This window comes from Bradyrhizobium sp. CCBAU 53415 (assembly GCF_028128735.1).
GTDB lineage: Bacteria > Pseudomonadota > Alphaproteobacteria > Rhizobiales > Xanthobacteraceae > Bradyrhizobium.
The window spans coordinates 1,316,727-1,342,981 of the sequence record NZ_LBJF01000027.1 but is presented as its reverse complement, the minus strand read 5'-3'; the positions used below and the strand labels follow the sequence as shown (position 1 = coordinate 1,342,981).

At 64.0% G+C, this 26,255-nt stretch carries 25 protein-coding genes; 15 read left to right on the top strand and 10 right to left on the bottom strand.

Going from position 1 to position 26,255, the window contains the following annotated elements:
• Positions 1-107: 107 nt before the first annotated feature.
• From topA to rpmG, 6 genes are all read left to right on the top strand, one after another.
• Positions 108-2,843 (top strand): type I DNA topoisomerase, encoded by a 2,736-nt coding sequence (gene topA / locus XH87_RS34465; protein ID WP_271590640.1) that lies wholly within the window; start codon positions 108-110, stop codon positions 2,841-2,843.
• 20 nt (positions 2,844-2,863) lie between these two features.
• On the top strand, positions 2,864-5,224 hold the full coding sequence (rnr, locus tag XH87_RS34460; RefSeq protein ID WP_271590639.1) for a ribonuclease R: 2,361 nt from the start codon (positions 2,864-2,866) through the stop codon (positions 5,222-5,224).
• A complete protein-coding gene (locus XH87_RS34455) occupies positions 5,218-5,658 on the top strand; it encodes a DUF983 domain-containing protein (RefSeq protein WP_271590638.1) in 441 nt (146 codons plus the stop codon). Before rnr ends, XH87_RS34455 begins: the two co-directional genes overlap by 7 nt.
• A 31-nt stretch (positions 5,659-5,689) precedes the next feature.
• Complete coding sequence (locus tag XH87_RS34450; RefSeq protein WP_271590637.1) at positions 5,690-6,442, top strand: NUDIX hydrolase; 753 nt, start codon at positions 5,690-5,692, stop codon at positions 6,440-6,442.
• Positions 6,443-6,644: 202 nt separating this feature from the next.
• Positions 6,645-7,970: an LLM class flavin-dependent oxidoreductase gene (locus tag XH87_RS34445; protein WP_271590636.1), complete on the top strand. Its 1,326-nt coding sequence runs from the start codon at positions 6,645-6,647 to the stop codon at positions 7,968-7,970.
• Between the two features lie 208 nt (positions 7,971-8,178).
• Positions 8,179-8,346 carry a 50S ribosomal protein L33 gene (rpmG, locus tag XH87_RS34440; protein ID WP_007603295.1) on the top strand — a complete coding sequence of 56 codons (168 nt, stop codon included), beginning with the start codon at positions 8,179-8,181 and terminating at the stop codon, positions 8,344-8,346.
• A 793-nt stretch (positions 8,347-9,139) separates the two neighbouring features.
• On the opposite strand, the gene XH87_RS34435 is transcribed toward rpmG, so the two are convergent.
• From XH87_RS34435 to XH87_RS34420, 4 genes are all read right to left on the bottom strand, one after another.
• Positions 9,140-10,420, bottom strand: a complete 1,281-nt coding sequence (locus XH87_RS34435) for an amidohydrolase/deacetylase family metallohydrolase (RefSeq protein ID WP_271590635.1) — start codon at positions 10,418-10,420, stop codon at positions 9,140-9,142.
• A 255-nt stretch (positions 10,421-10,675) separates the two neighbouring features.
• The gene (locus XH87_RS34430) at positions 10,676-11,530 is read right to left on the bottom strand and encodes an SDR family NAD(P)-dependent oxidoreductase (RefSeq protein WP_271590634.1); all 855 of its coding nucleotides are present in this window, start codon (positions 11,528-11,530) and stop codon (positions 10,676-10,678) included.
• 253 nt (positions 11,531-11,783) lie between these two features.
• Entirely contained in the window at positions 11,784-12,149 is a 366-nt protein-coding gene (locus XH87_RS34425) for a hypothetical protein (protein WP_035709836.1), read from the bottom strand.
• 26 nt (positions 12,150-12,175) lie between these two features.
• On the bottom strand, positions 12,176-12,757 hold the full coding sequence (locus XH87_RS34420; protein ID WP_333909211.1) for a hypothetical protein: 582 nt from the start codon (positions 12,755-12,757) through the stop codon (positions 12,176-12,178).
• Positions 12,758-13,030: 273 nt separating this feature from the next.
• On the opposite strand from XH87_RS34420, the gene XH87_RS34415 reads away from it, so the two are divergent.
• Positions 13,031-14,599 (top strand): winged helix-turn-helix domain-containing tetratricopeptide repeat protein, encoded by a 1,569-nt coding sequence (locus tag XH87_RS34415; RefSeq protein ID WP_271590632.1) that lies wholly within the window; start codon positions 13,031-13,033, stop codon positions 14,597-14,599.
• A gap of 141 nt (positions 14,600-14,740) precedes the next feature.
• Here XH87_RS34415 and XH87_RS34410 read toward each other — a convergent pair whose 3' ends face one another.
• Positions 14,741-15,979 (bottom strand): MFS transporter, encoded by a 1,239-nt coding sequence (locus tag XH87_RS34410; RefSeq protein ID WP_271590631.1) that lies wholly within the window; start codon positions 15,977-15,979, stop codon positions 14,741-14,743.
• A gap of 129 nt (positions 15,980-16,108) precedes the next feature.
• On the opposite strand from XH87_RS34410, the gene XH87_RS34405 reads away from it, so the two are divergent.
• Positions 16,109-16,699 carry a TetR/AcrR family transcriptional regulator gene (locus XH87_RS34405; protein ID WP_333909210.1) on the top strand — a complete coding sequence of 197 codons (591 nt, stop codon included), beginning with the start codon at positions 16,109-16,111 and terminating at the stop codon, positions 16,697-16,699.
• A gap of 361 nt (positions 16,700-17,060) precedes the next feature.
• Here the strand turns inward: XH87_RS34405 and XH87_RS34400 are convergent, their stop codons facing one another.
• Positions 17,061-18,434 carry a PleD family two-component system response regulator gene (locus tag XH87_RS34400; RefSeq protein WP_271590629.1) on the bottom strand — a complete coding sequence of 458 codons (1,374 nt, stop codon included), beginning with the start codon at positions 18,432-18,434 and terminating at the stop codon, positions 17,061-17,063.
• Positions 18,435-18,448: 14 nt separating this feature from the next.
• Complete coding sequence (locus XH87_RS34395) at positions 18,449-18,814, bottom strand: response regulator (RefSeq protein WP_035709808.1); 366 nt, start codon at positions 18,812-18,814, stop codon at positions 18,449-18,451.
• 237 nt (positions 18,815-19,051) lie between these two features.
• Between XH87_RS34395 and XH87_RS34390 the strand changes: the two genes are divergently transcribed.
• Both XH87_RS34390 and XH87_RS34385 read left to right on the top strand, forming a co-directional pair.
• Positions 19,052-19,363, top strand: a complete 312-nt coding sequence (locus XH87_RS34390; RefSeq protein ID WP_035709806.1) for a DUF3572 domain-containing protein — start codon at positions 19,052-19,054, stop codon at positions 19,361-19,363.
• Positions 19,360-20,649, top strand: coding sequence for a DNA polymerase IV (locus XH87_RS34385; protein ID WP_271590628.1), 1,290 nt, complete (start codon positions 19,360-19,362; stop codon positions 20,647-20,649). The genes XH87_RS34390 and XH87_RS34385 overlap by 4 nt, the downstream gene beginning before the upstream one ends.
• Before the next feature lie 16 nt (positions 20,650-20,665).
• Here XH87_RS34385 and XH87_RS34380 read toward each other — a convergent pair whose 3' ends face one another.
• Positions 20,666-20,821 (bottom strand): hypothetical protein, encoded by a 156-nt coding sequence (locus XH87_RS34380; protein WP_008548553.1) that lies wholly within the window; start codon positions 20,819-20,821, stop codon positions 20,666-20,668.
• Positions 20,822-21,020: 199 nt separating this feature from the next.
• Here XH87_RS34380 and XH87_RS34375 point away from each other — a divergent pair, with 199 nt between their 5' ends.
• Positions 21,021-21,428 carry an ACT domain-containing protein gene (locus tag XH87_RS34375; RefSeq protein WP_271590627.1) on the top strand — a complete coding sequence of 136 codons (408 nt, stop codon included), beginning with the start codon at positions 21,021-21,023 and terminating at the stop codon, positions 21,426-21,428.
• Between the two features lie 37 nt (positions 21,429-21,465).
• Here the strand turns inward: XH87_RS34375 and XH87_RS34370 are convergent, their stop codons facing one another.
• Complete coding sequence (locus XH87_RS34370) at positions 21,466-21,867, bottom strand: RidA family protein (RefSeq protein WP_271590626.1); 402 nt, start codon at positions 21,865-21,867, stop codon at positions 21,466-21,468.
• Positions 21,868-21,976: 109 nt separating this feature from the next.
• Positions 21,977-22,822 (bottom strand): cell envelope integrity EipB family protein, encoded by an 846-nt coding sequence (locus tag XH87_RS34365; RefSeq protein ID WP_271590625.1) that lies wholly within the window; start codon positions 22,820-22,822, stop codon positions 21,977-21,979.
• Positions 22,823-23,053: 231 nt separating this feature from the next.
• Between XH87_RS34365 and XH87_RS34360 the strand changes: the two genes are divergently transcribed.
• The 4 genes from XH87_RS34360 to XH87_RS34345 all read left to right on the top strand — a co-directional run bounded on the left by XH87_RS34360 (position 23,054) and on the right by XH87_RS34345 (position 26,255).
• On the top strand, positions 23,054-23,521 hold the full coding sequence (locus XH87_RS34360) for a RidA family protein (protein ID WP_014494672.1): 468 nt from the start codon (positions 23,054-23,056) through the stop codon (positions 23,519-23,521).
• A 5-nt stretch (positions 23,522-23,526) separates the two neighbouring features.
• Entirely contained in the window at positions 23,527-24,273 is a 747-nt protein-coding gene (locus XH87_RS34355; protein WP_271590624.1) for a glycerophosphodiester phosphodiesterase, read from the top strand.
• A gap of 209 nt (positions 24,274-24,482) precedes the next feature.
• Positions 24,483-25,769, top strand: coding sequence for a GNAT family N-acetyltransferase (locus XH87_RS34350; RefSeq protein ID WP_271590623.1), 1,287 nt, complete (start codon positions 24,483-24,485; stop codon positions 25,767-25,769).
• A 60-nt stretch (positions 25,770-25,829) separates the two neighbouring features.
• Positions 25,830-26,255 carry an HIT family protein gene (locus tag XH87_RS34345; RefSeq protein WP_271590622.1) on the top strand — a complete coding sequence of 142 codons (426 nt, stop codon included), beginning with the start codon at positions 25,830-25,832 and terminating at the stop codon, positions 26,253-26,255.

Sequence of the window (26,255 nt, the reverse complement as noted above, 5' to 3'; positions counted from 1 at the left end):
CCCTCGATTTGACAGCGGGGGCCTCACCACCCATGTTCGGGTCGAAACGGCCGACCCGAGTCCTTTCGTTTTCGGCCCGAGATTTTCCCGTAAGTTACTGGAACTACATGAATATCGTCATTGTGGAGTCGCCGGCGAAAGCCAAGACGATCAACAAATATTTGGGCTCGTCCTATGAGGTTCTGGCCTCGTTCGGCCATGTCCGCGACCTGCCCGCGAAGAACGGCTCCGTCGATCCCGATGCCAATTTCAAGATGATCTGGGAGGTCGACCCCAAGGCGGCCGGCCGGCTCAACGAGATTGCCAAGTCGCTGAAGGGCGCCGACCGCCTGATTCTCGCCACCGACCCTGATCGCGAGGGCGAGGCCATCTCCTGGCACGTGCTGGAGGTGCTGAAGGAAAAACGCGCGCTCAAGGACCAGAAGATCGAGCGGGTGGTGTTCAACGCCATCACCAAGCAGGCGGTCTCGGACGCGATGAAGCATCCGCGCCAGATCGACGGCGCGCTGGTCGACGCCTACATGGCGCGCCGCGCGCTCGACTACCTCGTCGGCTTCACCCTCTCCCCCGTACTGTGGCGCAAATTGCCGGGCGCCCGCTCGGCCGGCCGCGTGCAGTCGGTGGCGCTGCGCCTCGTCTGCGACCGCGAGCTCGAGATCGAGAAGTTCGTGCCGCGCGAATACTGGTCGCTGATCACGACCCTGCTGACGCCGCGCGGGGAAGCGTTCGAGGCCCGCCTGGTCGGTGCCGACGGCAAGAAGATCCAGCGTCTCGACATCGGCACCGGCGCGGAAGCCGAGGACTTCAAGAAGGCGCTCGAGCTGGCGACCTACGCCGTGACGGCGGTCGATGCCAAGCCGGCCCGGCGCAATCCGCAGGCGCCCTTCACCACCTCGACGCTGCAGCAGGAAGCCAGCCGCAAATATGGCTTTGCGCCGGCGCACACGATGCGCATCGCCCAGCGGCTCTATGAAGGCATCGACATCGGCGGCGAGACCACCGGACTCATTACTTATATGCGGACCGACGGCGTGCAGATCGCCCCCGAGGCAATCACCCAGGCGCGCAACGTGATCGGCGAGGACTACGGCAAGGCCTATGTGCCGGATGCCCCGCGCCAATACCAGGCCAAGGCGAAGAACGCCCAGGAGGCGCACGAAGCCATCCGTCCGACCGACATGTCACGCCGCCCGGACAGCCTGAGCCGCAGGCTCGATGCCGATCAGGCGAAGCTCTATGAACTGATCTGGAAGCGCACCATCGCAAGCCAGATGGAATCTGCCGAGCTCGAGCGCACCACCGTCGACATCATGGCGAAGGCGGGCGGCCGTACGCTGGAGCTGCGCGCCACCGGCCAGGTCGTCAAGTTCGACGGCTTCCTCGCCCTCTACCAGGAAGGCCGCGACGACGAGGAGGACGAGGATTCACGCCGCCTGCCCGCGATGAGCCAGGGCGAGGCCGTGAAACGGCAGAGCCTCTCAGTCACCCAGCATTTCACCGAGCCGCCGCCGCGCTTCTCCGAGGCATCGCTGGTCAAGCGCATGGAAGAGCTCGGCATCGGCCGGCCCTCGACCTATGCCTCGATCCTCCAGGTCCTGAAGGACCGCGGCTACGTCAAGCTCGAGAAGAAGCGCCTGCACGGCGAGGACAAGGGCCGCGTCGTGATCGCATTCCTCGAAAGCTTCTTCAGCCGCTACGTCGAATACGACTTCACCGCGGGCCTCGAAGAGCAGCTCGACCGCATCTCCAACAACGAGATCTCCTGGCAGCAGGTGCTGAAGGATTTCTGGCGCGACTTCATCGGCGCCGTCGACGACATCAAGGATCTGCGCGTGGCGCAGGTGCTCGACGTGCTCGACGAGATGCTGGGGCCGCACATCTATCCGCCCCGCGCCGACGGCGGCGACGTCAGGCAGTGCCCGAACTGCGGCACCGGCCGGCTGAATCTCAAGGCCGGCAAGTTCGGCGCCTTCGTCGGCTGCTCGAACTATCCGGAGTGTCGGTACACCCGTCAGCTCGCCGCCGATGGCGAGGCGACTGCCGACCGTTCGCTGGGACAGGACCCTGATACGGGTCGCGATGTCTGGGTCAAGGCCGGCCGCTTCGGCCCCTACATCCAGCTCGGCGAGCAGAAGGACTATGAGGAAGGCGAGAAGCCCAAGCGCGCCGGCATCCCGAAGGGCACCTCGCCCGCCGATGTCGATCTCGAGCTCGCGTTGAAGCTGTTGTCGCTGCCGCGCGAGATCGGCAAGCATCCGGAGACCGGTCAGCCGATCACGGCGGGCCTCGGCCGCTTCGGGCCGTTCGTGAAGCATGAGAAGACCTATGCCAGCCTCGAGGCCGGCGACGAGGTGTTCGACATCGGCCTCAACCGCGCGGTGACGCTGATCGCGGAAAAGGTGGCCAAGGGCCCGAGCCGCCGCTTCGGTGCGGATCCCGGCAAGGCGCTCGGCGATCACCCGACGCTCGGCACCGTCACCGTCAAGAGTGGCCGCTACGGCGCCTATGTCACGGCCGGCGGCGTCAACGCGACGATCCCTGCCGAGTTCGAGAAGGATACGATCACCCTGCCGCAGGCGATCGCGCTGATCGACGAGCGCGCCGCCAAGGGCGGGGGGAAGGCGAAAGCGAAGAAGGCGGCCAAGCCGGCCAAGGCCAAAAAGGCCGCCGACGGCGAGGACACCCCGCCAAAGCCGAAGAAACCGGCCGCGAAGAAGGCGGCCAAATCGAAAACTGAATCCACCAGCAAGGCGCGCGCCGCCGTGTCGTCGACCGCAAAAACGTCGCCGACCAAGGCCGCCGCCACCAAGGCTCCGGCCAAGAAGAGTGCCGGCAAGACTTGAGTGAAAGAATTAGAGGTTAAGTGAAACGCACGAAAGACCGTGGCTTTCCCGAAAGGCAAGCCATCGTCGCCTTCATCAAGGCAAATCCAGGAAAGGTCGGAACTCGCGAAATTGCGCGCGAGTTCGGCCTGAAGAACGCCGATCGCGCCGAGCTCAAGCGCATGTTGCGCGAGCTCGCCGACGACGGCATCATCAAGAAGAAACGCCACAAGGTGTCCGAACCGGACGCGCTCCCGCCGACGCTGCTCGCCGACGTCACCGGCCGCGACTCGGACGGCGAATTGATCGCCTGCCCCGCCGAATGGGACGAGGTCGAGAGCGGCGAGCCGCCGAAGATCCTCATCGAGATGCCACGCCGGCCCAAGCCCGGCACCGCCGCCGGCGTCGGCGACCGCGCCCTGCTGCGCGTCGAGCCGTCCGGCGAGACCGAAGGCCCGGCGTATCGCGGCCGCATCATCAAGGTCATCGACAAGGCCAAGAGCCGTATCCTCGGCGTATTTCGCAGCCTTCCCGAAGGCGGCGGCCGGCTTGTCCCCGTCGACAAGAAGTTCGCCGATCGCGAGCTGAACATCGCGAAGACCGATACGCAAGGCGCGCAGGATGGCGACCTCGTCAGCGTCGACATCGTCCGCTCGCGCGGCTTCGGCCTCGCCTCGGGGCGCGTGAAAGAGAAGCTCGGCTCGGTCAAGTCGGAAAAGGCGATCAGCCTGATCGCGATCTACGCCCACGACATTCCGCTGCAATTCTCAGCCGCCGCGATGCGCGAAGCGGAAGCGGCCGAACCTGCGAACCTGAAGGGGCGCGAGGACTGGCGCGACGTGCCGCTCGTCACCATCGATCCGCCGGACGCAAAAGATCACGACGACGCGGTCCACGCGCAGGCCGACGACGATCCCAACAACAAAGGCGGCTTCATCGTCAACGTCGCCATTGCCGATGTCAGCTTCTACGTCCGGCCGGGCACCGCGCTCGATCGCGACGCGCTCGACCGCGGCAACTCGGTCTACTTCCCCGACCGCGTCGTGCCGATGCTGCCCGAGCGCATCTCCAACAATCTTTGCTCGCTGGTGCCGGGCGAGCCGCGCGGCGCGCTCGCGGTGCGGATGGTGCTCGGCCCCGACGGCCGCAAGCGCTCGCACAGCTTCCATCGCATCCTGATGCGCTCGGCCGCGAAGCTCGCTTACGCGCAGGCGCAGGCCGCGATCGACGGAAAGCCTGACGACACGACCGGCCCCCTGCTCGATCCGATCCTGAGGCCGCTCTATGCGGCTTACGCCTGCGCCAAGCGCGCCCGCGACGAGCGCGACCCGCTCAATCTCGATCTGCCCGAGCGCAAGATCCTGCTCAAGAGCGACGGCACGGTCGATCGCGTCGTGGTGCCTGAGCGTCTGGAGGCGCACAAGCTGATCGAGGAGTTCATGATCCTCGCCAATGTCGCCGCGGCGGAGACGCTGGAGAAGAAGTCGCTGCCGCTGATCTACCGCGTGCATGACGAGCCGACGCTGGAGAAGGTCCACGCACTCTCCGAGTTCCTGGAGACGCTCGACATTCCCTTCACGAAATCAGGCGCGCTGCGTCCGACGTTGTTCAATCGCGTGCTGGCCCAGCTCGAAGGCCATGACTACTATCCGCTGGTCAGCGAAGTCGTGCTGCGCGCGCAGGCGCAGGCCGAATATTCCGCGGAGAATTACGGTCATTTCGGCCTGAACCTGCGCCGCTATGCGCATTTCACCTCGCCGATCCGCCGCTATGCCGACCTCGTCGTGCACCGTGCGCTAATCCGCGCGCTCGGGCTTGGCGAAGGCGCCCTGCCCGACAGCGAGACGCCGGAATCTCTCGGCGAGGTCGCCGCCCACATCTCGCTGACCGAACGGCGCGCGATGAAGGCGGAGCGCGAGACGGTCGACCGCCTGATCGCCCATCACCTCGCCGATCGCATCGGGGCAAGCTTCCAGGGCCGCGTCTCCGGCGTCACGCGCGCCGGCCTGTTCGTCAAACTGAGCGAGACCGGCGCCGACGGATTGATCCCGATCCGATCCCTCGGCACGGAATATTTCAACTATGACGAGAGCCGCCATGCCCTGGTCGGCACCCGCAGCGGGACCATGTATCAGCTGGGCGACGTCGTCGATGTTCGTCTGATAGAAGCAGCCCCGATCGCGGGCGCACTGCGCTTCGAGCTGCTCTCGTCGGAGAGCGAGAGCTCACCACGGGAGCGCAGGCCGTTCCGCCCGCAGCGCAAACCGTCAAAGGCCCATCCCGGACGCAGCCCAGAGAGAAAACGCAAGCCCGAGAAGCAAAGATCCGGCAAGGGAAAGAAGGGCCGAGACAAGAGCAAAGGGAAGAGCAAGGGAAAAGGCAACAAGGGTAGAGCATGGTGACGATGAGCACGGCCCCAAAAATCTGGACGCGCGAGACCGGCCTCGTCGAGAAGCGCGACCTCTTTGCCGCGATGAAGCGCGGCTTTCGCGGTCGATGCCCGCGCTGCGGCGAAGGGAAGCTGTTCCGTGCTTTCCTGAAGACGGCGGATCATTGCGCCAAATGCGACCTCGATTTCACGCCGCATCGCGCCGATGATCTGCCCGCCTATCTCGTCATCGTCATCGTCGGTCACATCGTGGTGCCCGCCATCCTCTGGATCGAGACCAATTATTCGACGCCGGTCTGGATCAGCTTCGCGGCCTATCTGCCCTTCACCTTCATTGCCTCGCTCGCGCTGCTGCAGCCGGTGAAGGGAGCTGTGGTCGGCTTGCAATGGGCTCTGCGCATGCACGGGTTTGACGAGAACCCTCCGGATGGTATTCCGCCTGTGTAAGCAACAAGCAAGAAGCGGTTTGGGTGAGGACATGACGGATATTGCGCAGACAGCGGAGAAGACCAAGATCCACGAGGGGAAGGAAGCCGATCATCATCCCTATTTCCGCCCACGGGATGCGGCGACGTTGATCCTCGTCGATCGCAGCGGCGCCGTTCCGAAAGTGCTGGTCGGCAAACGACACGACAAGGTGGTATTCATGCCCGGGAAATTCGTCTTCCCCGGCGGGCGCGTCGACAAGGCCGACTATCGCGTGCCCTGCGCGGCGCCGATCACGGCCGAGCTGGAAGCCAATCTCGCCAAGGGCAGCCCGAAGACGCCAGCCTCGCGCGCCAAGTCGCTCGCCATCGCCGCGATCCGCGAGGCCTGTGAGGAGACCGGGCTCTGCCTTGGCCGCAGAGCGGAAGGCAAGGCCCCGAAGCTCGACGGCCCCTGGAAGCCGTTCGCGGATGCCGGCCTGCTGCCCGATCCCTCCGGCCTGTTCCTGATCGCCCGTGCCATCACCCCGCCCGGCCGCGTCAAGCGCTTCGACACGCGCTTCTTCACGGCGGATGCCTCCGCGATCACCCATCGCGTCGAGGGCGTGATCCATGCCGACGCCGAGCTGGTCGAACTGGTCTGGGTCGAGCTCGGCTCGAAGCCGCTCGCCGATCTGCATCCGATGACGCGCAACGTGCTCAACGAGCTCGACACCCGCCTTGCCACCGGCCCGCTGCGCCATGACGCGCCGGTGCCGTTCTTCCATTTCTACGGCGGCAAGATGCAGAAGGATATTTTGGGCTGATTGCCTCACCTCCCGGGCTCGGTCTTCGGCGCGTGCGATAGCGCTTCCCGTCATTCCGGGGCGATGCGAAGCATCGAACCCGGAATGACGAACATGCTGAGGAACGCCCAAAAATCAAAAAATTGTTCCGCGCGATCCCCGTGGCACTGGCGCAGCCCGTACCTATGTCCTTCCGAACGACAATGAAGCAGGACACCGGGCGATGGCACAACGGCAACTCAAGCTTGGCGCGTTCATGCGCCCGATCAGCATCCACACCGGCGCCTGGCGCTATCCCGGGGCCTGGCCCGACGCCAATTTCAACTTCTCGCACATCAAGCAGCTGATTCAAAAGCTCGAGGCCGGCAAGTTCGACGCCTTTTTCATGGCCGATCACCTCGCCGTCTTGAACATGCCGATCAACGCGCTCAAGCGCAGCCACACCGTGACCTCGTTCGAGCCGTTCACGCTGCTGTCGGCGCTCTCGGCGGTCACCGAGCGCATCGGCCTGATCGCGACAGGCTCGACCACCTTCGACGAGCCCTATCACGTCGCACGCCGCTTCGCCTCGCTCGACCATCTCAGCGGCGGGCGTGCGGGGTGGAATATCGTCACCACCTCGAACCCGGACGCGGCGCTGAATTTCGGCCTCGAAGATCACATGGAGCACGCCGAGCGCTACAAGCGCGCCCGCGAATTCTACGACGTCGTCACCGGCCTGTGGGATTCCTTCGCCGACGATGCTTTCGTGCGCGATGTCGAGAGCGGGCTGTTCTTCGATCCCGCGAAGATGCACACGCTCGACCACAACGGCAAATATCTGAAGGTGCGCGGGCCCCTGAACATCGCCCGTCCCGTGCAGGGCTGGCCGGTGATCGTGCAGGCCGGCGCCTCCGAGGACGGCAAGCAGCTCGCGGCCGAAACCGCGGAAGCCGTGTTCACCGGCGGCGGCAGCCTCGCCGACGGGCAGAAACTCTATGCCGACATCAAGGGCCGCATGGAGAAGATCGGTCGCGACCCCGAGCATCTGAAGATCCTCCCCGGCGCCTTCGTCGTGGTCGGCGACAGCGTCGATGAGGCCAGGGAGAAGCGCGCGCTGCTCGACAGCCGCGTGCACTACGACAGCGCCATCGCCTCGCTGTCCGTCATCCTCGGCACCGATGCCTCCGGATTCGATCCGGACGGGCCCCTTCCCGACATCCCCGAGACCAACGCCAGCAAGAGCGGCCGCCAGCGCATGGTCGATCTCGCCGCGCGCGAAAAGCTCACCGTGCGCCAGCTCGCCCAGCGCGTCGGCGGCTATGGCGGCCTGTCTTTCGTCGGCACGGCCAGGACCATCGCCGACCAGATGGAGGAATGGCTGGTCGGGCGGGGCTCCGATGGCTTCAACATCATGTTCCCGTTCGTCCCTGCCGGCCTCGACGACTTCGTCGACAAGGTCGTGCCGGAGCTGCAGCGGCGCGGGATTTTCCGCAAGGAGTATGAAGGGGCCACTTTGAGGGAGAATCTGGGCCTGCCGCGGCCGAAAAACCGGTTCTTCGAGGCCTGATCGGGCCGATTTGAGCGGTTTTCGGGGTCTAGAGCCCCGTTCGGGACTCTACGTTGTTGTTTTTGACGCGTTTTCTTGACGCGAACCGGTGCCCACTTCGCTCGAAAACGCTCCGAAACCTTGACATCAGGCGGTTTCTGGCTAGGTTGCCGGCCAACGCGGGCCGTTTGGCCGGCTCCAGATTCCCTTCATTCCTGAGGTTCAGAACATGGCCAAAGCGGTCACCATCAAGGTCAAGCTCGTGTCCTCGGCCGACACCGGCTTCTACTACGTCGCCAAGAAGAACTCGCGCACCATGACCGACAAGCTGGTCAAGAAGAAGTACGATCCGGTCGCGCGCAAGCACGTCGAATTCCGCGAAGCCAAGATCAAGTAAGATCCGCTCAAGCGTCGAAGCGTTTTGCGGGGCCTCCATGGCCCCGTTTTATTTTGGCCGTCTCGCCTCCCGGCGCTGCGGCGTGCCTTCAACCATCGCTGCCTTGTCGACGGTTTTGCTGTGCGCCCCGGCAGCATCGCAAATCCCAACGGGCCCCGCCGCCACGCTTCCCCCTGTCACGGTCGATGCGCCGCAACAGGTGGCAAGACCGCACGTGTCTGAACGGGGAGCAAGCACAACGGCATCCCGCCGGACCGCGCCAACGTTCAAACGTCAACCGCGCGTGCGCCTTCGTATGCGCCGGGTTCTGTGATGGGGAGGATTGCCAGCCTGGAGAAAGTCGCCAGCAGTTGCAACGGCGGCTGTGCATCAAGCTTCCGGCACGGCAACGAGCCCTGGATTGGATGCAGCGAGTCGGGTGGCGGCCTGAACTATGGACCCCTGTCGCCAACGTGCCGAGACACCATCACCCATTCATCCTACGAGAATTGCGTCGAGACGAAGGTGTTCCTCGGCGAGTTTCGAAACAAAGCCCACTGGTTCTGCAGCAGCCAGCAGGCCGGCAACAGGTTCAAGGTCGCCGATCTCAAGCGCTCGGGACGCTCGCGTTAATTCTTCCTCGCCGCAGGTCTTCTGCTGCGGTTGAGCACCAGCCCTCTGCTCTCGCGTCTTGACACGCAATCTCCGAGCCACGACAAGCCGTCGTCGCTCGGATACGAGACATGCGATGCACGGCATCGCGTCGGAAGGCTCGAGAGATGAACGGCCGAGATGCGCGCCGTCGGCCGCCTCTCTATCTGACCGCGAACGGCGCTTGATAAGGCCGGCCGAAGGGCACCCCGTTGATCACGGTCTGGATCGGCTTGAGATAGGCCTTCCCTTCCCTCCTGTTGTTGCGGGTGTCGACGAAGCTGACCGGTCCCTCCACCAGCTCCATGATGGCGACATCGCCGGGCGCACCGACTTGCAGGGTACCGATCTTCGGCGCGCGATTGATGATTTTCGCCGGCGCCGTGGTGGCCATCGCGACCACCTGCTCCAACGTAAAGCCGAGCGTCATGAACTTACTCATCACATTGGGCAGGAACGGAATGCCCGGCGAATTGCCGGAGAAGACGTGGATGTCGGAGGAGATGGTGTCCGGCGTGCATCCGCCGGGGATCGCCACTTCCGCCACGGTGAAGTCGAAGCTGCCGCCGCCATGGCCGACGTCGAACATGACGCCACGCTGCTTGGCCGCCAGCGCCGCAGGCAGCAGCTTGCCGTCCTGGACGATATTGGTGAAGACGTTGGACATGTTAGGAGCGCCGGAATAGGCATGCGTCAGCACGTCACCCGGGCGCAGCAGATCGAGAATCTGCGACATCAGCTCCTTGGTTTCGACGCCGCCGATATGCACCATCATCTTGGCCGGCCAGCCGCACATCTCGCACGCCTGGATGCCGCGCTTCAGCGGCTCGAGCCCGTGCTTGTAGATCACGTTCTCCGACATACGCACCTTGACCCCAAGCAGGAAATCAGCGTTCTCGGCGAGCGCCATTGCGCAGGCTTCGGTCTGTGCGACGTCGATATTGTACAGCTCGGCAGCCGGGAACGCCGACAGGCCGTTATTGGCGATATGGACGAAGGCGTACATCCGCGCCCGGGTCTGGGCCACGATGAACCGGCGCAGCGCCGCCAGATTGTTGACCCCGGCATCGCCTGCCGAAACGACGGTCGTCGTGGCCTGGAACTGCACGAGCTCGTCAGCGGGAATGCCGATCGCCGAGCCGTAAGGATAGACGTGACAATGCAGATCGACCAGGCCGGGCATCACGAGCTTGCCTGAGGCGTCGATGCTCTTCAGCGCACGCTCGGCGGGAATGGTTTCCTGCACCGTCTCGATTACCCCCCAGCGGATGCCGATATCGCGTCTGGCGCGCAGTGACTGGCTGGCGTCGAGCACCTCGCCGCCGCGGATCACCAGATCGAACTTGTCGTTCGGGCCCATAGCCGCCCGCACCGGCGCGGTGAGGCCGACCGTAGCAACGGATGTCGACAGTGCCAGGAAATCGCGGCGTGATAACGCGGACATGATCGTCCCCCCTGTGCCTTTTGTTTTGCGGCAATGACCGGATTCGACCAGCAGCTCGGCCCTTGACGCCAACGCAGCCGTTCAGCGATGGGGCCAAAGCCATTGTGCCCGGAGAACCGATCCTATGACTGGATACAAGCCCTGAGGAGCGGCGAAATTTTCGAGAGCCGCATGAACCTTCTCGAAGCGGCATCGACTAAGCGACCGCATCCCCTGGGTCGCTTGGTGACCGACAACTCTGAGCAGACACGAGAGCTAGCGTCGCGGCGTTCGGCCGCGGATGCGGTCGAAGCCCTGCCTGATCGCCGCGAAGCGCTCGTCGATGTAGGGTTCGTGCTCGGTATCGGTGAAAATGTAAGGCCAGTCGTTTTCGATGGCCTCGCAGACCAACTCGCCCACGTAGAGCGGATCAATGCCGCAGCTGATCCGTTCCTCGAATGCCTTGATGAACTCGGCGCGAGGTCCTTCCGTCGGCGGAGGATTGCCGACGGCCCCGGCAAATCGCTGCGGCACGTTGCGCCGGGAGTTCATGATCTGCGTGCGAACTATGCCCGGACACAGAACAGAGACTCCGATCTTCCTCGGCGCGAGGACCTTACGCATCCCTTCGGACAGCGCCACCACTCCGTATTTGCTCACGTCGTACGCCGGACTTGGTCCCGGAATCAGCCCGGCCACGGACGCTGTGGAAACAACCTGCCCTCCTTCGCCATGCGCTTCGATCAGCGGACCGAAAATCTCGAAGCCCCAGATCACCGACCTCAGGTTGACGCCGAGGACCCAGTCCCAACCGGCATCGGTCCACTCACCATACGGGCCGCCGCCGCCCACGCCCGCATTGTTGACCAAGATGTGGATCTTGCCATACCGCGCGATGGTCGTGTCCGCTGCCGCCTGAAGTTCGCCTTTGAGCGAGACGTCGGCTTTCACGTCATCGACATCGACGTTGGTCCGTGTCTTCAGGTCCGCGACCGCTTTTTTCAGCGCCTGTTCCTCGATGTCGCAGAGCATGACCTTCACTCCGGCCTGTGACAACGCGGTCGCGATCCCGAGGCCAATCCCCGAGGCAGCCCCCGTCACGAAGGCGGTCCGTCCAGCCAGATCCTTCATGGGCCTTCTCCCCTGGTTCACCCAACAGTTCCCCCGCCAGACTGCGCCGCAGTCTCGTGTCCCGCGCCCGTGCGCCAAGCCTGGAAGTAGCCGATCGCCAGCTTCAAACTAGCACATTGGAGACCGGCTGGATAACGAGGACGGGGTGGGGTTTCGGAAGCGTTGGCTCCACGCCGCCCATGATCATTCAAGTCGGCTTGGCCGGGTGCCGCCGACTTCCGCTCTATCACTGCACTAAACGATGGTCGACGAATCACGTCATGCTGCCCGGAATGAAACAGCGGACACGAGGATGTCCATCGATGTAGTGCTTCCAGACCATGGTCCGTCCTGCAAGATTGGGTTGCTTGATGACAGCGCCGTCTGGCACGAGCACCCATTCGTCGTCGATGCGAACGCGGTATTGTCCGTGATCCGACTTCCAATTCGGTTCGGAGACCACGTAGGCGTCGGAGTCTTCACAGCACTTCCCGAATTCGCTTTGCAGACTCTCGAACCAGGGCTTCAGCGGGGAATTCGCATAGCGTCCGTCATCTCGCGCAAATGTTGCGGTCGACACTAGCAGTAGCAGCAGGCAGATTTGAGCTGCCAAGCGCTTCGTCGCTCTGATCGCCAGCATTTAGTCACCTCGGCCATCTCGGAAAATCAGTTTCGATTCAGCACAGCTGGCGTAATCGGCAAGGAACGCAGGAACACGAAGCGGGAGGTCACTGGTATTTCCGCGTCGGCGCGTCCCTCCTGGCCGATGAGAATGAGACCCGCTCCCCCGTTTGCGACGGTCAGGATGACCTCTTCACCAGCCCATGTCCGGATCGGGTTCATCCCGATGACGAGAAACTCACCTACGGGCTGGTCCAGATATTGAAGTCTGAGCTGCGGAGCGATTTCGGGCGGTGCAAGCCTGAAGCCCAGTTGCTGCGCGAGTTCGTAGATTTGCAGCAATGGCACCGTCTCACCCCGGAAGCCCAGATCGGCCGCGGTCACTGTCAGAAGTGTTACCGCCGTTCTGGTACCGCTGAGCGTAAACGCAGGTCGGGCAAGAGCCTCCGCAGCCGAGTTACCGACGCCGCAACCCGTCGCACTCAGTGCGGTGAGGAGAGCAAACGTATCCGGGAACGTCCCGATGCTGATCGTTTTCCATTCGGCAACATCCGAAACGGACGTTACCGGACCCGTGCGTGTCGGGACAACGGGCGCCGCCTTGAGTACTAACTGCCTCTGCAACACATCGCGCGCCGAGCATTGAGCGTGAGCGCGGTTCGCAGAGGCGAGAACGCATACGACCCAGATCAAGAGCCTCGCTGCAGTGGCAGCCCACGTCAGTACAGCCATCCGCCACATGACATCCTCCCTCGTGACGCGAGATCCGCAAGCAGTTCATGCAGTTCAGCTGCGTACGAGGATGCGCCGAGGTCACGAGAAGCGCTTTACGGGCGCCTTCCATTCTCCTTACCGTCTGCTTACATATCAGCTCCACAGGTGGGATCGTACCGCAGGAGGATGCATTTGCTTTACTCCTTTTCGGATTTCACGCTGGATACGGAACGGCGGGAGTTGCGGCAAGGAGCCGAGACAATCTCTATCGCGCCGCAGGTATTTGACCTTCTGAACTATTTGATCCGGAACAGGGAACGTGTCGTCAGTAAGGACGACCTCATCGCTGGCGTCTGGAATGGTCGCATCGTCTCGGACGCCGCTCTGACGACGCGCATCAATGCCGCCCGGAGCGCCATCGGCGACACCGGCGAGAAACAGCAGTTGATCAAAACATTGCCGCGCAAAGGTTTTCGCTTCGTTGGTGCAGCGCAGGAAGCCCGGAGGCCCGCAAATGAGACGGTTCGCGCAGTCGAGCGGACTGGCGACACGCCGCCGCGCCTATCCATCGTCGTGCTACCCTTCACGAATCTGAGCGGTGATCGTGAGCAGGACTATTTCGCGGATGGTGTAACCGACAGTTTGACCACGGACTTGTCGCGCATCGCTGGTTCATTTGTAATCGCGCGGAACAGCGCCGTCTCATACAGGGCTAGGGCAGTCGATGTACGGCAAGTCGGCCGCGAATTAAACGTTCGCTACGTGCTCGAAGGTTCAGTGCAACGCAGCGGTAAGCGGCTTCGCATCAACGTGCAGTTGATTGATGCTATCAGCGGCCAGCATCTTTGGGGCGAGCGATTCGAGAAGCCTGTCGTCGACCTGTTCGACATGCAGGACGAAATCGTATCGAGGCTCGCCAACACATTAGGTGCCCAACTCATCGAGGCTGAGGCGCGACGAGCAGAGCGTACGCCGCACCCTGATGCGATGGATTTGTACTTCCAAGGCCGGGCTTGGTTGATGAACGGGTTTAGCCTTGAATGCGTGACGCAAGCGCGGAGCTTCTTCGAACGCTCTCTAGAGTTTGACCCCGGCAACGTCGAAGCAATGATTGGCCTGGCAAATGTTGATAGGGCCGTTGGAGCCAGCTTTACGACGGATGACGGGCCTGCTCGGTTTGCAGCGGCCGAGGCGATGGTGAATAAGGCATTGTCGATCAGGCCGAACCATACTTCAGCCCACTTGACTCGGGGTTGGATCCAGATCTTTACGAACCGGGCCGCCCAAGGCATCCGTGAATTCGAGCATGTCTTGGCGCTGGATTCGAACAGGCCCAGCGCTCATGCGGCCCTTGGTTTTGCCAAATTCTATATGGGGCGCGCTGCCGAGACCGAAGGCCATATACTGGAGGCTTTACGTCTCTCCCCTCGGGACGTTGAGACCTACCTATGGGCGTGTTTTGTAGGCGTGGCCAAGCTACAGCTGGGTTCGGACGTCGAAGCGGTCAGTTGGCTACGACGAAGCACCGAGGCGAACCGAAACTTTCCTCTCGCTCATTTGGCGCTCGCCGCTGCGTTAGGCCTGACCGGCGCGCTCGATGAGGCGCGAACCGCTGCAAGAACGGGACTTGCGCTCAACTCAGGTTTCACCATCCGTCGCTTCGTCACTGCACAACAAAGCGACAATCGAGCTTTCCTTGCTGGGGTCGAGCGCGCGTGTGAAGGCTTCCGCCTCGCTAGCGTGCCGGAAGGGTGATGGACGTTTCCGGTCAAAAAACGGCCCGCAGCGCGTTCCTGCGCTACGTCGGCTTGAGTCACAAGCTGTCGATTGCGACGAAGCAACGCGGCATCAGTTCCAAACTCCCAAGCAGACGTTCTTTGAGTCCCCTCCTCGCGCCTACGCCGCCTTCAACAACGGCGCCGGCGGCTGCGACGGGCGGATCAGCGCGAACGCCACCTGCACGATGCCGCCGGCGAGGCCGAGCGCCACGCCGATGCGCCAGGCCATGGTGTAGGAGCCGAGCGTGTCGTAGAGCACCCCGCCGCCATAGGCGCCGAGGAAGCTGCCAATCTGGTGGCTCATGAAGGCGAGGCCCTGGATCATCGCCTGCCAACGCAGGCCAAACATCTCCGCGACCGCGCCCGCGACCAGCGGGCCGACGCCCATCCACAAAAAGCCCATGATCGCGCCGAACAGCAGCGTCGAGAACGGCGTCGCCGGCAGCGTGAAGTACCAGGCGAGCGCCAGCGAGCGCAGGATGTAGATGCCGCCCAGCAGCGCCAGCTTGTTCCAGCGCTGGCCTGCCCAGCCGAAGAACAGCGAGCCCAGCACGTTGAAGCCGCCGATCATGCCGAGCGTCTGCGCGCTGAGCATCGGATCGAGGCCGCAGATCGCCAGATACGACGGCAGATGCGTAGTGAGGAACACGAGCTGCATGCCGCAGACGAGATAGGCACAGGTCATCACCACGAAGGACGCATTGCCGAATGCCGCCTTCGTCACCGACGCTGCGGTCGCATCGCCGATCTCGTCGGCGGCCGGCTTGGGTAGCGGCACCTTATCGACGCGGCCGGCATACCACGCCGCGGGAATCATCAGCACCGACATGATGACGAAGCCGGCGAGCCCGATGCGCCAGCCAAACCCCTCGTTGAGCACCTGCCCGATCGGCGCCGACAAGAGCGCGCCGAGCGAGCCCGCGCCGGAGACGATGCCGAGCACGGTGGAGCGCACCGTCTCCGGCACCGCACGCGCCGCCACCGACATCGCGATCGCGGCGGCGGTGCAGGCCAGCGACGTGCCGATCAGCACGCCCGCTCCGATCATGATGCTGACGAGCCCGTTCGCGGTAGCCATCAGCGCGAGCCCCGCAATGTACATCAGCGCGCCCGCGATCATGATCGGTCGGAAGCCATAGCGCACGGTGAGCGCACCGGCGGGCGGCTGGAGAAAGCCCCAGGCGAGGTTCTGCACGGCCAGCGCCAGCGTGAAATCCGAGATCGAAATGTGAATGTCATGCGTCAGCGGCTGCATGAAGATGCCGAGGCTCTGCCGCAGCCCCATGCTGAGCGTCAGCATGATCGAGGCGCCGATCAGGATCGGCAATGTCGGACGCAGGACCTGCAACAGGGGCATATTTCTCTCCCTCGGCGGCGCGGCACGCGTGCCGTCGTCTGCGACATCGGTTGATTTTGGTTACACAGACCTGTGTACTTAGGCTATAGTCGGACGGTGCTGTCAAGCGAACAGGACGCATTCCGCTGCATGGCTCCCCCGCCCGCCCCACAGACGATGAAAGAGCGGATCCTCGAGACCGCCGACAAGCTGTTCTATCTGCAAGGCATTCGCGCCATCGGCGTCGACACCATTGCGGCCGAGATCGGCATAAGCAAGCGCACGCTCTACAACCACTTCCCGTCCAAGGACGCGCTGATCGCGGCCTACCTCGAGCGCCGCTTCGTAAGCGCGCGCCCGTCCGACAAGCCGCCGGCCGAGCAGATTCTCGCCACCTTCGATTCGCTGGAGCGGCGCTTTGCGGCCAAGGACTTTCGCGGCTGCCCATTCGTGAACGCGGTCGCCGAGCTGGGCTCCCAGGATCGCGCGGTGAAGAAGATCGCGGTGGCCTTCAAGGAAAGCCGCCGCCTCTGGTTTCGCGACCGCCTGAACGAGCTCGGTGTGGCCGATGCGGATGCGCTCGCAACGCAGCTGGTGCTCCTGGTCGACGGCTCCATCGCGCAGGACTTGGTGCGTGACGATCCGGCGATGGCGCGCGCCGCGAAGGAAGCGGCGAAGGTGCTGCTGCGCAATGCGGGGGTGGATGTGGGGGATGGGAAGCTGGCGAAGGGACGCAAGTAGGCGCCACAATATCACTGTCGTCCCGGACAAGCGCAGCGAAGCGGAGCGCAGATTCGGGACCCATAACCACAGGCCATTGTTTGGCGAAGACTCGTGGTGACCAGCTCGCGCGATAACCCCTCCCTGGGGTTATGGGTCCCCGCCCCCGTGCGCAATTGCGCGCTAGGCGGGGACGACAGCTGGGGTGTAGCAGCAGCATCAGCCCCACTATCCGACCCTACCAACATGCGCCTGTTTTGCCCGACAAGTCAAACTGCGCTGCCACCAGCGCATGCTTCTGCGCCACCGCGCAAGCCATTGATCCGACTAACGCCGGCTACTGTGCATGGGGTTGTTTTCGCAGTTTTGTGTCGCGGCAGCCTCACGCCGCCTGCGACACCACCCGGTTGCGGCCATCGTGCTTGGCCCGGTAGAGCGCGGTGTCGGCGCGCTTGAGGACATCGGCAACCGCCTCGCCCTTCCGCTCCAGCGTGGTGAGGCCGATCGAGATCGTGACCTCGATGCGCTTGGTGCCCTTGTGGATCGCGAACGGCTCGCCCGCGATCGAGCGGCGCAGGCGCTCGGCGACCATGCCGGCGACGTGCAGATCGGTCTCCGGCATCACGATCACGAACTCCTCGCCGCCGTAGCGGCAGGCGAGATCGATGCCCCGGATCGACTTGCGCACGCGCACCGCGAACTCGCGCAGGACGTCGTCGCCGGCGTCGTGGCCGTAATTGTCGTTGATCGACTTGAAGTAGTCGATGTCGAGGATCATCAGCGCCAGCGGCTTGCCGCGCATCGAGGCCTGCTCGGCCAGCGTTGCCAGATGGCTCTCCATGTAGCGGCGATTGTGCAGGCCGGTGAGCGCGTCGGTGATCGCCATCTCGATCGAGTTCTGCACGTTGTCGCGCAGATGGTCGGTGTAGCGGCGCCGGCGGATCTGGGTGCGGGCGCGGGCCAGGAGCTCGGTCTTGTCGATCGGACGCAGCAGATAGTCGTTGACGCCGATCTCGAGGCCGCGCAGCAGCCGCGTCGAATTCTCGGGATCGGCGATCGCAAGGATCGGCACATGCCGCGTGCGCTCCAGCGAGCGCGCCTGGCTGCACAGCCTGAGGCCGTCGAAATTGTTGAGGTCGAGCGAGACGATCAGGAGGTCGTAATTGCCCTCGGCGGCGTGGAACAACGCCTCCGTCGGATTCGGCTCGACGTCGATGGTGTGCTCGGCGGCGAGGATGGTCGCCAGCCGCTCATAGGAGGACTCGCGATCGTCGACCAGGAGGATGCGGCCGCCCTTGCCGGTGTCGGCCACGGCGCTGCGCTCGGGCGCCTGCATGCCGATCTCGAGCGAGGTGATGGCGCGCATGCGCAGCTCATCGGTCATCATCTTCAGCCGCGTCAGCGAGCGCACGCGCGCGATCAGCACGACGTCGGAGACGGGTTTGGTGAGGAAATCGTCGGCGCCGGCTTCCAGCCCGCGATTGCGGTCGGCGGGGCTGTCGAGCGCCGTCACCATGACGACGGGAATGTGATGCGTTGCCGGATCGGTCTTGAGGCGGCGGCAGACTTCGAAACCGTCCATGTCGGGCATCATCACGTCGAGCAGGATGATGTCGCATTCGGCGCGGCGGCTGATCGCCAGCGCCTCGGTGCCGTTCGAGGCGGTCATGACGTCGAAATATTCGGCGGACAGGCGGGCCTCGAGGAGTTTGACGTTGGCGGGAACGTCATCGACAACCAGGATACGCGCGGACACTTTGAACTCACTTCCTATCCGATAAAACGCCGGACCGTCTCAATGAATTTGCCGACCGAGATCGGCTTGGACAAATAGGCCTCGCAGCCGCCCTCGCGGATGCGTTCTTCGTCGCCCTTCATCGCGAATGCCGTGACCGCGACGATGGGAATGGTGCGCAGCTCAGGATCGTCCTTGATCCAGCGCGTCACCTCGAGCCCGGAGACTTGCGGCAACTGGATATCCATCAGCACGAGGTCGGGCCGCATCTTGCGAACGAGATCGAGCGCCTCGTAGCCGTTGCTGGTGCCGGAGGTCTGGTAGCCGTGGGCCTCCAACAGGTCGCGGAAGAGCTTCATGTTGAGCTCGTTGTCTTCCACGATCAGGACGGTCTTAGCCATCCCGCCCTCCTGATTGGCACGAAGCCGGATACATGTGACGCCTCAGACGCCGCTTCCCGGCGCTTCGAAAACTGGATTCAAACTAGCCTCAGATTCGCTTGAGTTTCGTTAAACCCGAGGGGCCACTTTCTGCGATGTGGTTTCCAGTTGCTTGCCTCGCCTCGCAAGACTCAGGCACGAGACTCGGGCATGATGCAAAGTAGACACCGAAAGTTAACGGAAAGGCAAATCGGGCCCGTGAAAAAGCCTGTTCACAACCCCCGCGAAGTCGCTGAAATCGTTGCGATTCAGGCGCTATCCTTTGTCGCGGGCGAGCCCGAGCGGCTGGGCCTGTTCCTGGCCGAGACCGGGGTGGGTCCGGAGACCCTCCGCAATGCCGCTGCGGACCCGAATTTCCTCCTCAGCGTGCTCGATTTCGTGCTGCGCGATGACGCCACCGTGAAGGCCTTTGCGCAGGCCGCGGAACTGCATCCGACCAACGTTGCTGCAGCGCGGCAGGTCCTCGGCGACGCGCTTGGCGACCCTTCCTGGGAGCGGGACGTGCCGTGAGCATCCCCGATCCGGCCGGGCCCCGCTGCTTCTGCCGGGACTGTCTGGCCGATCTGGGTATGGGCGTGCGGCGCTGCTCGGCCTGCGGTTCCCCTCGCCTCGTCCGCCACCGGGCGCTCGCCTCGCTGACCATCGCCCATATCGACTGCGACGCCTTCTATGCGACGGTCGAAAAACGCGACAATCCTGACATCGCCGACAAGCCCGTCATCATCGGCGGCGGCAAGCGCGGCGTGGTCTCGGCCGCCTGCTACATCGCGCGAACCTATGGCGTGCGCTCGGCGATGCCGATGTTCAAGGCGCTGGAAGCCTGCCCGCATGCCACCGTGATCCGTCCTGATATGGCGAAATACGTCCGCGTCGGCCGCGAGGTCCGCCAGGCCATGCAGGCGCTGACGCCGCTGGTCGAGCCGCTCTCGATCGACGAGGCCTTCCTCGATCTCTCCGGCACCGAACGGGTGCACGGCATGATCCCGGCAAAGGTGCTGGCGCGCTTTGCCCGCGACGTCGAGCGTGACATCGGCATCACCGTCTCGGTCGGCCTGTCCTGCAACAAGTTCCTGGCCAAGATCGCCTCCGACCTCGACAAGCCGCGCGGCTTTGCCGCGCTCGACCAGGAGGAAGCCCGTCTGATGCTGGCTTCGAGGCCGGTCGGCTTCATCTTCGGCGTGGGGCCAGCGACGCAGGAGCGCCTCGTGCAGCGCGGCTTCCGCATCATCGCCGACCTGCAAAAGGCCGACGAGATCGAGATGATGCGGCAGTTTCCGAGCGACGGCCGCCGACTGTGGCGGCTCGCACGCGGCATCGACGACCGCCGCGTCGAGCCCGACCGCGGCGCCAAGACGATTTCCAGCGAAACCACCTTCGAGACCGACCTCCGCGATTTCGCGACGCTGGAGAAGATCCTGTGGCGGCTCTGCGAGAAGACCTCGTCGCGCCTCAAGAGCAGCGAGCTGGCCGGCTCGACCGTCACGCTGAAGCTGAAGACCGCCGATTTCCGCCAGCGCACGCGCTCGCAGTCGATCGCAGCGCCGACCCAGCTTGCCGCAAAGATCTTCTCGATCTGCCGCGAGATGCTGGCCAGGGAGATCGACGGCACCGCCTTCCGCCTGATGGGTGCCGGCGTCAGCGCGCTGCGCGAGGGCTCGCCCGCCGACGACACCGACATGCTCGACCGACGCGCCGCCCACGCCGAACGCGCGGTGGACACCCTGCGCAAGAAGTTCGGCAGCGCCGCGGTGATCCGTGGCATCGCGTATGACGGGCCGGAGAAGGCGCAGGAGTGATCTAGTCCTGCTCGACTCAGTCGCGTTCGAATATCCGTGCACCCGGATAGGCGCGCCGGGCATACTGAACGACCAGCTGCCGATCCTGAGTTTCCAGGAACGGCGTTCGGATCTGGCAAGACCCGACGATGAGGTGCCACAAGCCGTTGAGCTTTCGAATGACGACGTTCATTTGAGCTTCCTCGCAGTGACCCGAGTGGACTCAAATTCTAAGAATCTCCCGCCGTCGCTCAATTGTACCAGCGTAAGGTCAGCGCATGAGAAGGATTGGAGGAGATATACAAAGGTATGTTGACCATGGCTTCAACAGCCGCTGGCGCCGCTAGCTTCGCAGGGGCTCAAGCGATCTTACCGGTTCGGGGACTGGCACTGTGACAGGCGAACGCGATCTCGACGCGCTGCTGAGTAACATGAGGCCGGAGATCCTGGACGGCATCTTCGTATTTTGCACGCTTGCGCCGAGTGCGAGCATTCCAACCACCATCAGCCCGATGCTGACGTTCCGCGAAGGCGAAGGAATAACGCTGGTGATACTGCGCGAGGAGGCCGAACGTGCCGGGCTGCGCCATGAATTTCCCTCGCGCCTGATCACCTTGACGGTTCACTCCGCGCTCGATGCGGTGGGCTTTCTGGCGGCGATCACGGCCCGTCTCGCCAAAGCCGGCATCAGCGTGAACGCCGTATCAGCCTTCCACCACGACCATCTCTTCGTGCCCGCCGACAGGGCCGACGAGGCGATGGCGGTTCTGCAAGAGATGGCCGAACCGAGGTCAGCATAGCGACGCTACTGGCAGCCCCGGATGGAGCAAAGCGCAATCAATCCGCAACCGCCACCGCCTCGATCTCGATCAGCCATTCCGGCGCTGCCAGTGCGGAGACACCGACGAGCGTGGACGCCGGCGGCTCCATGCCTTCGAAGAACGCGGAGCGGGCCTTGCCGATGATCGGGCGCAGCTCCGGCTTGTAGTTCACCACGAAGGTCGTGATCTTCACGATGTTGGAATAGCTCGCGCCTGCCGCCTTCAACGCGTGGCCGAGATTCTGCATCACCTGCGTGGTCTGCGCGGCGATATCGCCCTCGCCGACGATCCGTCCCTCCTCGTCCACCGAGACCTGACCGGAGATGTAGATGGTGCGCGCGCCGGAAGCGGTGACGACGTGGGAATAAGCGGGATTGTGATGCAGGCCGCTGGGGCGAAGATGATCGAGCTTCGGCATAGGACGGGCTCCCTTCTTGGTTGGGAGGGAGCCTAGCTGGAGAGGGAGCAGAGAGCCAGCCCTTCATTCCCGGCGGTCCGCAGGACCGAACTCGGAATGACGGCTGAGATCAATTGCAGGGCTTGCTGTCCTTGACGTCGAACTTGCCCATCGCGCCCGAGATCACGAAATCGTTGTAATCGAGCACGAGCTGGCGCGAGACGCCGTTCTCATAGAGCTCGAAGGACATCGCATAAACCGGCGTCTGCTCGCCTTCCTTCTGCTGGGCGTCGCGGTCGAAATAGCTGACAGTGACCGGCCAGCGCTTGAGCGACTTCATGTGCTCGTCCGACGTGGATGGATCGGACGCGGTAGCGCGGTCGGCGGGGATCGGCTGGCCGATCACGGTCAGCGTGTTGTAGACCTTCTGGCCGTCATCGGAGCCGTCATAGACGGAGAGCTCGAGCAGCGATTTTCCTTCTTTCGCGGCGGCGATGATGCGCTGGATCTGCTCGGTCGGGAACACGATCTTGCCGTCGAGTGTAAAGCTCTTCGGCGCCGGCAGCTTCAGCTTGACGTTGATATGGTCGCCGTCACGCTCGGCCGAACCGTCGACGCGGCCGGCAGCCGCCTCGTTCATGCGCGTCTCGATCTTGAAGCGGTAGCTCTTGCCGGCGGCATCCTCCCAGGAATTGGAGCGAAGATCGCTGAGCGTGACCTTGCCCTCGCCGCTGTCGAGCTCGGAGACCTGGCGGAATTCCGAGGTATAGCCCTCGCAGGCGTTCCCCGTGAAATTGTAGAGGATGCGGCCGCGGGCGTTGTTGACCGAACTGGAGCGCGATTTGACGAGGCTGAGGTCGTAGAGTGCCTGGTGCGCGAGGAACGGACCGTTGGCGGCCAGCGCCCCGCCGCCGGGGCCGAAAGCGGCCGCCACGAGCGCCATCACACCGAGCGAAGTCCGGAAAAGGTGCACCATATCTGTTCCCTGAGGAAAGCGCAGATTCGACATTTTAATGACCGTTCCATTGCGTCGCAACTGAGGCCGTTTCACGTAAAGTTGCCCTTTGCGTTGAACCTGCTGCTCTGCCTCGACAAAATGCAGCCGCCCTCCGATTGCTTGCATGTGGCCGCACGATGGGCGAAACAGGGCGCGCCCGGCCCTCAAAGGACGCGCCGGGGCAAATGATTTTGGACAACGAGGTCGGACATGGCGGGCACGGTCGAGCAGAAACTGGCGGAACAGGGCATCAAGCTGCATGAGGCCCCCACCCCCGTCGCCAACTACGTCCCGTTCGTGCGCACCGGCAATCTGCTGTTCGTCTCCGGCCAGGTCTGCTTCGACCCCGCCGGCAAGCTGATCGCCAAGGGCAAGCTGGGTGCCGGCGTCTCGATCGAGGACGGCGCGGCGGCGGCGCGCGGCTGCGCAGTCAACTTGCTGGCCCAGGTCAAGGCGGCGCTCGGCGATCTCGACAAGGTCGTCCGCGTGGTGCGCCTCGGCGGCTTCATCAACTCGGCGCCGGACTTCCTCGATGGGCCGAAGGTGCTCAACGGAGCCTCCGACCTGATGGTCGCCGCCTTCGGTGACAAGGGCCGCCATGCCCGGACCACCGTCGGGGTCGCCTCGCTGCCCGCCGATGCGGCGGTCGAGGTCGAGGGCGTGTTCGAGGTCGCCTGACGCGAATGCGTGCTCCGGATTGGCTGACAGCCCGGCCGGTCGCCCATCGCGGCCTGCATGACATCTCGCGCGGCATCGTCGAGAACATGCCGGGTGCGGTGCAGGCTGCGATTGCGGGCAATTTTTCCATCGAGGTCGATATCCAGCTCTCGGCCGACGGCGAAGCCATGGTGCATCACGACCACGCGCTGGGCCGTCTCACCGAGGCCACCGGGGACGTCATCTCGAAGACCGCGGCGGAGCTGAAGGCGGTCAAGTTCAGGGATACCGATGAGCGGATGATGTCGCTCGGCGATCTCTGCGCCATGGTCGCCGGCCGCGTGCCGCTGGTGATCGAGGTGAAGAGCTATTTTGGCGGCGACCGCAAGCTGGTGAAGCGGATGGCCGAGGTGCTGGCGTCCTATGACGGCCCCGCGGTCGGCATGTCGTTCGATCCCGACCAGGTGCTGGCGCTACGCCAATTGCTGCCCTCCCGTCCGCGCGGCATCGTCGCGCAACGGACCTATGAGGACGAGTACTGGGCCAAGCTTACCAAGGCGCAGCGCGACAGCATGCTGTATCTGCGCCATGGCTTCCAGACCCAGCCGCATTTCGTCGCCTTCAAGGTCGATCACCTCCCGGCCCCCGCGCCCTGGATCGCCCGCAACGTCTTCGGTTGCGCCCTGCTTGGCTGGACCGTGCGTACCCCGGAGCAGCGGGCTCGGGTCGGGCAATATGCGGATCAGATGATCTTCGAGGGGTTCGTGCCGTAGAGGGCATGTGTACCTCTCGTGGTGTCCCGGACGAGCTGCACGCTTTAGCGTTGCGGCGCAGAGCCGGGACCCACATCTCACGAATCCGCTGCAACATGGGCCCCGGCTCTGCAGCGCACCGCTGAAGAAGCGCTGCGCTGCGTCCGGGGCACGAGGACCCCTGTTCCCGCCCCTTGAAGTCGCTGCTGCAATGCACGATCTTGGACGCAATGGCATCATCCGAAATTACGCTCGAGGCCGTACCGTCCATTGGCGAAATCTCGCCCGAGGAGTGGGACGCCTGCGCCAATCCCGGCAAGGCCCTTACAGACAAGGCTCTTGCAGACAAGGCTCTTAACGAGAAGGCTTGCAACGGGCATGGCCCGGGAACCTCATCCGCCCATCCAGGCGATTCTCCCGGCCTCTCAAAACCTGCCTATAACCCGTTCGTCTCGCACGCATTTCTTTCCGCCGTCGAGAATTCGGGTTCGGCGACCATCCGCACCGGCTGGGGCCCCCGGCATCTCGTGGCCAAGGTCGACGGCCATGTCGTCGGCGTCGTGCCCTGCTATCTGAAATCGCACAGCCAGGGCGAATACGTTTTCGATCGCGGTTGGGCGGATGCTTATGAGCGTGCCGGAGGGCGGTACTATCCAAAGCTCCAGGTCTCGGTTCCCTTCACGCCGGCGACGGGACCGCGCCTGCTGGTCCGCGACGGTGTCGATCGCGAGCGCATCACGGAGGCGCTGGCGAGCGGGCTGGTGGCGCTGTGCGGCGTCAGCAAGGCCTCCTCGGTCCACGTCACCTTCGCGCAGGAGACCGAATGGAAGCTGCTTGCCGAGCACGGCTTCCTCCAGCGCACCGACCAGCAGTTCCACTGGCGCAACGAGGGTTTTACGAGCTTCGATGATTTCCTGGCGACGCTGAACTCCCGCCACCGCAAATCGATCAAGCGCGAGCGGCGCGATGCGCTGGCCGCCGGCATCACCATCCACTGGCTCACGGGCAAGGACATCACCGAGGATGCCTGGGACGCCTTCTTCGCATTCTACATGGAGACCGGCTCGCGCAAATGGGGCCGGCCTTACCTGACGCGCGAATTCTTCTCGCTGATCGGCGAGACCATGAGCAAGGACGTGCTGCTGGTGATGGCCCGCCGCAACGATCGCTGGATCGCGGGCGCGATCAATTTCATCGGCTCGGACACGCTGTTCGGCCGCAACTGGGGCGCGGTCGAGCATCATCCGTTCCTGCATTTCGAGGTCTGCTATTATCAGGCGATCGACTTCGCCATCAAACGCGGCCTCAGGCATGTCGAGGCCGGTGCGCAAGGCGAGCACAAGATCGCGCGCGGCTACCTGCCCCGCACCACCCATTCGGCGCACTTCATCGCCGATCCCGGCCTGCGCCGCGCCATCGACGATTACCTCAAGCGCGAGCGCGCCTATGTCGCGGAGGCCGGACGGGAGCTGGCCGAGCTCGGCCCGTTCCGCAAGGGCGCCGACGAGGCGCCTTGACGCCTCGCCGCTGCTGGTGACAGTAAGCGCAAAATCTCGAGGAGCCGCCGAGGAGCTGCCATGACCGCCTACGACACCAACAACATTTTTGCAAAGATCCTGCGCGGCGAGCTGCCCTGCTACAAGGTGTACGAGGATGAGCACGTCTTCGCCTTCCTCGACATCATGCCGCGCGTACCAGGCCACACGCTGGTGATCCCGAAGGTCCCCGCCCGCAACATTCTCGACATCAAGCCCGACGACTACGCCCATGTCGCCCGCGGCGCGCACAAGATCGCCGCCGCGGCGATGAAGGCGTTCGAGGCCGACGGCATCACCGTGCAGCAGTTCAACGAGCCCGCTGGCGGTCAGGTGGTGTTTCACCTGCACATGCACGTCATGCCGCGCCACGACGGCGTCGCCATGCTGCCGCCGGCGAGCCGCAAGGAGGACGCCAAGGTGCTGGAAGAGCACGCCGCGAAGCTGATCGCGGCGTTGAAGGGCTGA